Genomic DNA, 8,885 nt, shown 5'->3' on the forward strand with positions numbered 1-8,885 from the left:
CGGTGCACGGGTGACCGGCTGTCCCAAATACTGCTCCAAGGCGCACAGCACCGCATCGTTTTTAAACGTACCGCCCTGCACGACAACATGCTTGCCGAGCACAGACGGATTGGAAATGCGCACAACCTTGGTAAAGACATTGCGGATAATCGACCGGCAAAGTCCCGCCATAATGTCTTCCGGTGTGCGGCCATTTTTCTGCTCCGTAATAATCGTACTGTTCATAAACACGGTACAGCGGCTGCCCAAATCGGCAGGCTGGCGCGAACGAAACGCCGCATCGGCAATCTGATCGACAGGAATGCCCAAGGCTGCGGCAAAACCTTCCAAAAACGAGCCGCAGCCGGAAGAACAGGCTTCATTTAGCGTGATATTGGTCACAACACCGTTGTCAATCCACATCGCCTTCATATCCTGTCCGCCGATGTCCAAAACAAAGCTGACATCCGGCACATACTTCTGTGCCGCGGCAGCGTGTGCCACGGTTTCCACCGTATGATAATCCGCACCAAACGCCTTTGCCAGCATATGTTCGCCATATCCTGTTGTGCCCAATCCGAGCACCTCTAAGCGAATACCACGCTGGGCATAGCTCTCATACAATTCCATCAATCCCTGTCGAATGACCTGAATCGGATCGCCGCGGTTATTGGCATAAAAGCGGTCAATAACCGTTTCATTTTCGTCCATGAGCACCAATTTGCTCGTTGTACTGCCCGCATCGACGCCGATATACACACGCAGGGTATCTCCCTCCTGTGCCGAACTCTGGCCTATTTTCGGGCTCTCATGCAGCTTGCGCCATGCCTGACACGCTTCATCTGTCGAAAAATACAGCTCTGCGTGTTTGCTTACTGTGTGCTTGCTCTGATGCTCTGCTTGCTGGAGCTGGGCAATTTTTTCTCCCAACTCATGCACATCCGCCGCATCCTCTCCGAACAGCTCCGGAATGCTCAATGCCGCGCCAAGCGCCACAATGGTATCCGGATGTTCCGGACGAATGATTTCTTCTTCTGACAAATGCAGCCGCTCGCAGAAGACGCGAACCAATGTCGGATTAAACGTCAACGGACCGCCTTCAAAAATAACCGGCGGTGTGATGTCCAATCCCTGTGACAGTCCGCCGATGGTCTGCTTTGCAATCGCATGAAATGCAGATAAGGCAATATCTTCTCGCGCACCGCCTGCATTGAGTACAGACTGAATATCCGTCTTAGCGAAAACGCCGCATCGACCACTGATGCTGTGAATGGTGCTGCCTTGGCTCGCCAACGATTCAAATTGTTCCGTCGGCGTTTTCAGCAGTGCGGCAATCTCATCAATAAACGCACCTGTACCACCGGCACAGCTGCCGTTCATGCGCATATCCCGTGCGACAAGCTGCTTCGCATTCTCATCATACTGAAAAAAGATAATTTTTGCATCCTGTCCGCCCAGCTCAATGGCTGTGCGTGTCTGCGGATACAAATGGCGTACTGCGGAAGCATTGGCCACTACTTCCTGCACAAAATGAATTCCTGTGCAATCCGCAATCGGCTTACCGCCGCTTCCGCACACAGCAATGCGGAACGTTTCCTGTGGAAACGCCTGCTGAACTTCTTCCAGCAGCAAACGCATCGCGTGCATCTGTTCAGCATGATGTCGGCGGTATCGCACAAACAGCGGCTTTTGCTCTCCCGGCCGCAACACTGCTGCTTTTACCGTCGTTGAGCCGACATCCAGTCCCAACAAAAGATAGTCTTGATGTTTGATCGAATCGTTCATATTGTCTTTACTCTCACTTCTAAAAAACTGCTGTACTGTATTCGTACAGCCAGCAGAAATTTCTTACCATGTTTTGTCTCTTTTTGTCCGTGACTTATTATACATCAATTCTGTTGCAAAAAAGAAAGTCGAACAAGATATTAACAACTTTATAACCCTTTAGAAGATAAAAAAAATCAAGCTCCCCGCATGATTGCTTTCATGCAGAGAGCTTGTGTTTTAATTGATGCGGCCGCAGAACGTACACACACGCATGACGTTTCCCTTGAGTGCACCGCCGCAGAACTGGCAGCGGTCTTCTAGGCACCAAACGGTCGGGCATTCCCATACCAGCTGTGTTTCTTCCTTCAAACCAAGATACTCTCGAAGTGCCGCCGGACGAGTCAAACGTTTTCCGTCAGCATCTTCCACTTCGCCCCAAATCTCTACTTTTTTCAGTGCGGTACAGTGTTTCAGTGCCTGTTCAGCACAAAACTGCGTATAGTTTGCCGAAATCGTCAGCTGTTCTAAGGTATGGTTTTCTCCGAATGCATCCGCAGCGATACAGCGCACCTCTTCCGGAATCGTCAGCGTTTGCTCTTGTCCCGCCTGCACGAGCGTTTGTCCTTGTATTTCCATCTGTCTTTCTCCTGTGCGTTTTTTTCAGTATAGCACGGGCACACACAAGCCGCAACAGGAAAATTATTCGCCCAAAATTGCCTTTAAATCCTCTTCCGGTGTGCTGATCGGTGCAATATGATAGTTTTCTACCAAGAAATGCAGAACATTCGGAGAAAGAAATGCCGGAAGCGTCGGTCCAAGGCGAATATTCTGAATGCCGAGATACAACAGCGTCAGAAGAATGCAAACCGCCTTTTGCTCATACCAAGACAGCACCATAGACAGCGGCAGCTCATTGACTCCGCAGTCAAACGCCTTTGCCAGCGCAACAGCAACCTGAATCGCGCCATATGCATCGTTGCACTGTCCGACATCCATCAGCCGCGGCAAACCGCCAATTGTGCCGAGATCCAAATCATTAAACCGATATTTTCCGCAGGCAAGCGTCAAAACCACGGTATCCGACGGGGTCTGCTTGACAAATTCCGTGTAATAATTTCTGCCCGGACGCGCGCCATCGCAGCCGCCAACCAAGAAGAAATGGCGAATCGCGCCAGATTTTACGGCATCGACAACCTGATCGGCAACGCTCAAAATCGCGCCGTGTCCAAAGCCGGTTGTCACGGTATGCCCGCCATTGATGCCGGTAAACGGCTGATCTTCGGTGTAGCCGCCCAGCTCCAGCGCTTTTTCAATCACCGGTGTGAAGTCGCGCTTCTCATCAATGTGCACCATCTCCGGATACGAAACCACTTCTGTGGTAAAGACGCGGTCTGCATAGCTCGGGCGCGGCGGCATCAGGCAGTTTGTCGTAAACAGAATCGGAGCCGGAATATGATCGAACTCCTTCTGCTGATTCTGCCATGCTGTGCCAAAATTACCCTTCAGATGCGGATATTTTTTCAGCTCTGGATAGCCATGTGCTGGCAGCATCTCTCCGTGCGTATAAATGTGAATGCCCTTGTCCTTGGTCTGTTCAAGCAGACATTTGAGGTCATACAAATCGTGTCCTGTGACAACGATAAACGGCCCCTTTTCTACCGTCAGCGGAACGGTTGCCGGTGTCGGCGTGCCATAGGTCTCTGTATTTGCCTTGTCGAGCAGTGCCATACAAGCCAGATTCTTCTCTCCAACCTCTAATACGATGGGAAGCAGTTCATCCATGCCCCATGTGTCTTCTCCGACTGCACACAGTGCTTTGACAAAAAACTGATCCAACTGCGCATCGGTATAGCCCAAAATCATGGCATGATACGCATATGCCGCCATGCCGCGAATGCCGAACAAAATCAGAGATTTTAAGCTGCGAATGTCTTCCTGTGCATCCCACACCTTGTTCATCTCATAATCTGCCGTTCCCGCCGGAAGCTCTCGATGAATGGCATCAATACGCTGCTGAATCGTCTTATTATTAAAATTGACATTGGTAACGGTGGTAAACAAACCATCTACGATCTGTTTGCTGATGTCTGCCGAAATCGTTTGTTTGCCCTGTATCGTGCGCGCCAGCGCAATCAGTGCGCCGGTCAGTGCATCCTGCAGCTTGGCAGTATCCGCCTGCTTGCCGCAGACACCGGCTCTTCCCGTACAGCCGGTACAGCCGGTACAGCCAGCCGTCTGCTCACATTGAAAACAAAACATGTTGTGCTCCATGATATTCCCTCCTATTTGATGGTGTCTTTAGTATACCCAGAGAGACGCAAAAAGTCCGTTGGAAATCCAACAGACTTTTCTTTTTTTGCGTTTTATAGCAGCGGAGCAAACAACCGCAGGAACATTTGTCCCAATCGCAAAATGCGTCCGCGTCCCGTTGTGTATTCTTCCGTAACTTCCCGACATGCCAAAAAGGTTCGTTCAAAATCCTGTTTGGTCTCCAGCACAGCCGGATGGTCAATGTACAGACAGCCGTTTTCAAAATGATGGTACAAGCTGCGGTAATCCAAATTGATGGTGCCGCATGTTGCTGCTTTGTCATCCGTGACGCACATCTTACAGTGGCAAAAGCCCGGCGTCCATTCGTAGATGCGCACGCCGTTTCGAGTCAGGCTGCTGTAATAGGAGCGCGTCACTTGATAAACAATCTTTTTGTCCGGAATGCCCGGTGTAATGACGCGAACATCTACACCGCGCTTGGCGGCAAGCCCCATGGCGTGAATCATCTCATCGGTCAAAATCAAATACGGCGTGATAAACCAGCAGTATCTTGTCGCTTTATTGAGCAGACTGATGTATACTTCTTCGCCTACCTGCTCATCGTCCAGCGGGCTGTCGGCATACGGCTGAATAAATCCGCTCCATTCCGGCTGCGGCGAGAACTGCGGCAAATATGCCGTCAGATCCGGCATCGGCTCTTTTTCTTCTTCCTTATACTTGACGGCGTACCAGTTCTCCAAAAAAGTGACGGTCAGACTGCGTACCGCTTCTCCGCGCAGTTCAATGCCAGTATCCTTCCACTGTCCATACGGATGCGTCAAATTAAAATATTCATTGGCAAGATTATATCCGCCGGTAAAGCCAACCGTTCCATCTATGACGGTAATCTTGCGGTGATCTCGATTGTTTAAAAACAGATTGATGCCCGGCATCAAGGGATTGAAAATCCGGCACTGAATGCCCAGTTTTTCCATGCGCTTGACAAAATCGGTATTGATAAAGCCAATGCTGCCCATGTCATCATAAAACACGCGGATTTCTACACCGGCTCTGGCACGGTCTTCCAAAATTTCCTGAATGCCGTGCCATGCCTCAGCATCTTCAATGGCATGATACTCCATAAAGATAAAGTGTTTTGCCTGCCGCAGAGCTTGTTTTTGCGCTTCTAAGCCCGCTTCCGCGCTCAAATACCGCAGCTGTGTATTCTGATACATCGGATATTTGCTGTTGCGAAGCAAATACTGTGCGATATTTGCCAGTTGCGGCTCGTCTTGCTCCAACTTTTGTATGGCTTGCTCGGTATGTGCTCCCGCATCTCCTTCTGCCAGTGCCGGATACAGCGCACAGTCAATCTGTTCATATCGTTTGCGCATTGCCCATGTGCCGCCATTCAAGCCGACGAGGAAATACAAAAACACACCCAAAACCGGAAAAATCAAAATCAAGATAATCCACGGCGTCTTCATACTGGATGTCTTATGCTGCGCATAAATCGCCAAGACCAGCAGTCCGCCGACGAGATACGTACACGTTTGAATCCACGGCGCATACCGATTGAGCTTGGTAAACAGCATGGCAACAAAGACCACTTCCAGCAAAATCGCCAGCGCACAAAATGCCAGCCGTCCAATGCTGTTTTTCACCGCAGTCTTACTCTCTACTCGTGAGTTGCTCATTGTTCAGCCCCTTTCTGTTTGTATTGCTCTATTATAGCGCATTCTCATGCTTTTTCCAACTATATATAAAAATTTTATATATTCTCTTGACATCGAGAAGCTTCGTGCTATACTGAATATATAAAAAATTTATATATAAAGATTTTATATACTATAAAAAAGGAGTTGATGGCATGTATTTTCCTGTATCCTCTCTGCTCATTGAATATCTGATTCTGACCATTGTGGAAACCCAAGATTCTTATGGCTACGAGATCAGTCAGACAATCAAGCTCGCCGCAGACATCAAAGAATCCACGTTATATCCCATTCTCAAAAAGCTGGAAAAATCCGGTTATCTCACAACCTATACCCAGCTGTATCAAGGACGCAAGCGCAAGTATTATTCGATTACAGAAAGCGGAAAGCAGCAAATGCAGCTGCTGCATCAAGAATGGGTGTCTTATCGCGACACCATCGACGGTATTATTGAAGGGAGGCTTCGCAAATGACCAAACAGGTATATCTTGACCAGCTGCGCAAATACTTGAAAAAGCTGCCAGCTGAGGACTATGCAGATGCTATGGAGTATTTCACGGAATATTTTGAAGAAGCAGACGAGGAACAAGCACAGCAGCTCATGCATGAGCTGGGCACGCCAAAAGAGGCAGCTCGTGATCTGATTCAAAATTTGCTGGACAAAAAAATCACGGAGCAGGCAGAAAATCCCGCTCCTAAAAAGAAATCTCATATTTTTTGGATTGCATTTCTGGCCATTTGCGCCGCACCCATCGGCATCCCGTTATTGATCGCCGTTTTGCTCGTCTTATTGGCACTGCTGGTGTGCGCCGCTGCCATCGCATTTGCAGTAGGATGCTGTGCCGCAGCCTTCTTCATTGTCGGCGGCAAATTGGTGATCCGCGGACTGCTCGCCATTCCCTATTCCCTGTCCGGTGCCGCTATGATTGCCGGAAGCGGCCTGCTTACTCTCGGCCTCAGCATTCTTGCCGTTGTGCTCGGTATCTATCTGTGCAAGTGGTGCTGCATGTTGTTTGCTAAGCTCGCCCGTTGGATTTCGCAGAAAAGGAGACGATAACTCATGAAAACTTGGCTGAAAACAACGTTGATTACCGGTGTTTTATGTTGTGCGGTCGGCACAGTTCTGTTCGCTGCCGGCACAGTCACCGGCGGAAAAGACTATGTACAGCGCGCGGATTTGAACACCTTGAGTGGCTCCGCCCGCAAAGATGACAGCAGCCATATCGCCGTCATGAACCAGCAGAAACTCTCTAATGTAGACGCTTTGGATCTTAGCTTGGATTCTCTGGATTTAAAGATCGTGCCGTCTGCTGATGACTCCTGTTATCTGTCCTATCGCATTGCAACCAATGCAGGAAAAAAGCCCATCGTTTACTCGGTAAGCAATGGTACTCTGCATCTCAAGGAAAACGATGTCTCTCATGTATACGTTCATGTTGATATTGACTTTCTGACGGATTTTCTCTCCCGCGGCAAGCTGCCGGAAGAAGAGGACGATGTACAGACTGTGATTTTGTCTGTGCCGCAATCCAAACTCAAGCAGATGAATATCTCTTCCTCGTATGGCGATATTTCTCTTCGCGGCATTTCCGCAGATTCCAGTTCCATCCAATGTGCCAACGGAGACATAGACCTGGAACACTGCCAGTTGTCCAATCTGAAGTTCAACAACGACTACGGTGATGTGGAAATGGATCACTGCACAGTAGACACCGCCGACATTTCCCTATCTAACGGTGAATTTGATGCAAAATCTACGGTATTTTCCGGCAAGAACACCCTGATCAATGATTATGGCGATATTTCTATCTCAGATACACGAGAAAATTTGAACGCCCTAACCATTCAGGCAGATACTTCCTACGGAGACATTTCCACGCCGGACGCCGATGATACAACGACCTATTATCACGACGGAGCAAAGGGTTCTCTGCAAATCCACGCTTCCAATGGTGATATTGACATCGACGACGAATAAACGAGACCAATATAAAAAACAGAGACGATTGCATTTCACTTTAGCTTTCGTCTCTGTTTTTATGTTCTGCTTATTTCTTACTTCTTATCCGGCTTAAAGCTATCCTTCAGCGAAACGATGCGGTTAAAGCTCAGTCCGCCGTTTTCAGACGGCTTGGTGTCCTGCATGTAATAACCCATGCGGACAAACTGCATCCGCGTTCCTGCCGGTACGTCCTTCACAGACTGCTCCAGCTTGCAGCCAGTCAGCACCTTCTTGGACTCCGGATTTAAATAATCCAGATAGTTGGTACCTTCCGGTACAGAACCAGTGTTCTCCAGCGTAAACAGGTTGTCAAACAAATTCAGGTCTGCATCCACAGCATGTTTTGCAGATACCCAATGGATGTTGCCACGTACCTTGCGGCCATCAATCGGATTGCCGTTTCCGGTCTCCAGATCTGCTGTGCAGTGAATTTCGACGACTTCGCCGTTGTCATCTGTGATAACTTCATTGCACTTGACAATATAAGCACCCATCAGGCGAACCTCTCCGTCCGGCTTGAGTCGCTTGAACTTCGGAGGCGGAACGATGGCAAAATCACTCTTTTCAATCCACAGTTCGCGGCTGAACGGTACTTCGCGTGTGCCAGCGCTCTCATCCTTCGGATTGTTGGCAACCGTAAAGGTCTCTTCCTTATCTTCCGGATAGTTGGTGACAACCAGCTTTACCGGTTCTGTCACTGCCATGCGGCGCAGAGCAGTGGTATTCAGCTCTTCTCGAATGCAGTGCTCCAGCAGGCGAATATCTACCAAGCTGTCTGTTGTCGAAACGCCAGCGCGGGTGACAAAATCCAAAATAGCAGACGGCGTGTAGCCGCGACGGCGCAGACCGCACAGGGTCGGCATACGCGGATCGTCCCAGCCGTCTACCTTTCCGGTCTCTACCAGCTCACGCAGATAACGCTTGGACATTACCGTATGGGTGACATTCAGACGAGCAAACTCTCTCTGCTTTGGGTGAGACGGCAGGCACGGTGCACAATTGTCAACCACCCACTCATACAGCGGACGATGGTTCTTAAACTCAATCGAGCACATAGAATGCGTAATATGCTCCATCGCATCCTGAATCGGATGGGCAAAGTCGTACAGCGGATAAATGCACCACTTGTTGCCAATGCGGTGATGGGTAGCATAGACAATGCGGTAAATCGC

Annotated in this window: 8 protein-coding genes; 3 read left to right on the forward strand and 5 right to left on the reverse strand. The window is 49.3% G+C overall.

What is annotated here, in order from left to right; translation table 11 throughout:
• The 4 genes from ACR0P9_RS04025 to cls form a co-directional block, all read right to left on the reverse strand.
• On the reverse strand, nucleotides 1-1,764 hold a 1,764-nt coding region (locus ACR0P9_RS04025), incomplete at its 3' end, for an acyl-CoA dehydratase activase (protein ID WP_432617554.1).
• A gap of 219 nt (nucleotides 1,765-1,983) precedes the next feature.
• Nucleotides 1,984-2,382, reverse strand: a complete 399-nt coding sequence (locus ACR0P9_RS04030) for a hypothetical protein (RefSeq protein ID WP_432617556.1) — start codon at nucleotides 2,380-2,382, stop codon at nucleotides 1,984-1,986.
• 63 nt (nucleotides 2,383-2,445) lie between these two features.
• On the reverse strand, nucleotides 2,446-4,017 hold the full coding sequence (gene hcp, locus ACR0P9_RS04035; protein ID WP_432617557.1) for a hydroxylamine reductase: 1,572 nt from the start codon (nucleotides 4,015-4,017) through the stop codon (nucleotides 2,446-2,448).
• A gap of 92 nt (nucleotides 4,018-4,109) precedes the next feature.
• Nucleotides 4,110-5,693, reverse strand: a complete 1,584-nt coding sequence (gene cls, locus ACR0P9_RS04040) for a cardiolipin synthase (protein ID WP_432617558.1) — start codon at nucleotides 5,691-5,693, stop codon at nucleotides 4,110-4,112.
• A 173-nt stretch (nucleotides 5,694-5,866) separates the two neighbouring features.
• On the opposite strand from cls, the gene ACR0P9_RS04045 reads away from it, so the two are divergent.
• The 3 genes from ACR0P9_RS04045 to ACR0P9_RS04055 are packed head-to-tail and all read left to right on the forward strand — an operon-like array spanning nucleotide 5,867 to nucleotide 7,689.
• A complete protein-coding gene (locus ACR0P9_RS04045) occupies nucleotides 5,867-6,184 on the forward strand; it encodes a PadR family transcriptional regulator (RefSeq protein WP_432617560.1) in 318 nt (105 codons plus the stop codon).
• Complete coding sequence (locus tag ACR0P9_RS04050) at nucleotides 6,181-6,768, forward strand: DUF1700 domain-containing protein (RefSeq protein ID WP_432617562.1); 588 nt, start codon at nucleotides 6,181-6,183, stop codon at nucleotides 6,766-6,768. Before ACR0P9_RS04045 ends, ACR0P9_RS04050 begins: the two co-directional genes overlap by 4 nt.
• A gap of 3 nt (nucleotides 6,769-6,771) precedes the next feature.
• A complete protein-coding gene (locus ACR0P9_RS04055) occupies nucleotides 6,772-7,689 on the forward strand; it encodes a DUF4097 family beta strand repeat-containing protein (protein WP_432617564.1) in 918 nt (305 codons plus the stop codon).
• A 77-nt stretch (nucleotides 7,690-7,766) separates the two neighbouring features.
• On the opposite strand, the gene ACR0P9_RS04060 is transcribed toward ACR0P9_RS04055, so the two are convergent.
• A partial coding sequence (locus ACR0P9_RS04060) for a glutamate--tRNA ligase family protein (RefSeq protein WP_432617566.1) occupies nucleotides 7,767-8,885 on the reverse strand: 1,119 nt, incomplete at its 5' end.

Source organism: Butyricicoccus sp. (assembly GCF_050872565.1).
In the GTDB taxonomy this organism is placed as follows: domain Bacteria; phylum Bacillota; class Clostridia; order Oscillospirales; family Butyricicoccaceae; genus Butyricicoccus_A.

Bases quoted from the DNA above. Each gene is read 5' to 3' on its own strand.
- ACR0P9_RS04030 (WP_432617556.1), bottom strand. From the start codon at position 2,382: ATGGAAATACAAGGACAAACGCTCGTGCAGGCGGGACAAGAGCAAACG.
- ACR0P9_RS04045 (WP_432617560.1), top strand. From the start codon at position 5,867: ATGTATTTTCCTGTATCCTCTCTGCTCATTGAATATCTGATTCTGACC.
- cls (WP_432617558.1), bottom strand. From the start codon at position 5,693: ATGAGCAACTCACGAGTAGAGAGTAAGACTGCGGTGAAAAACAGCATT.
- hcp (WP_432617557.1), bottom strand. From the start codon at position 4,017: ATGGAGCACAACATGTTTTGTTTTCAATGTGAGCAGACGGCTGGCTGT.
- ACR0P9_RS04050 (WP_432617562.1), top strand. From the start codon at position 6,181: ATGACCAAACAGGTATATCTTGACCAGCTGCGCAAATACTTGAAAAAG.
- ACR0P9_RS04055 (WP_432617564.1), top strand. From the start codon at position 6,772: ATGAAAACTTGGCTGAAAACAACGTTGATTACCGGTGTTTTATGTTGT.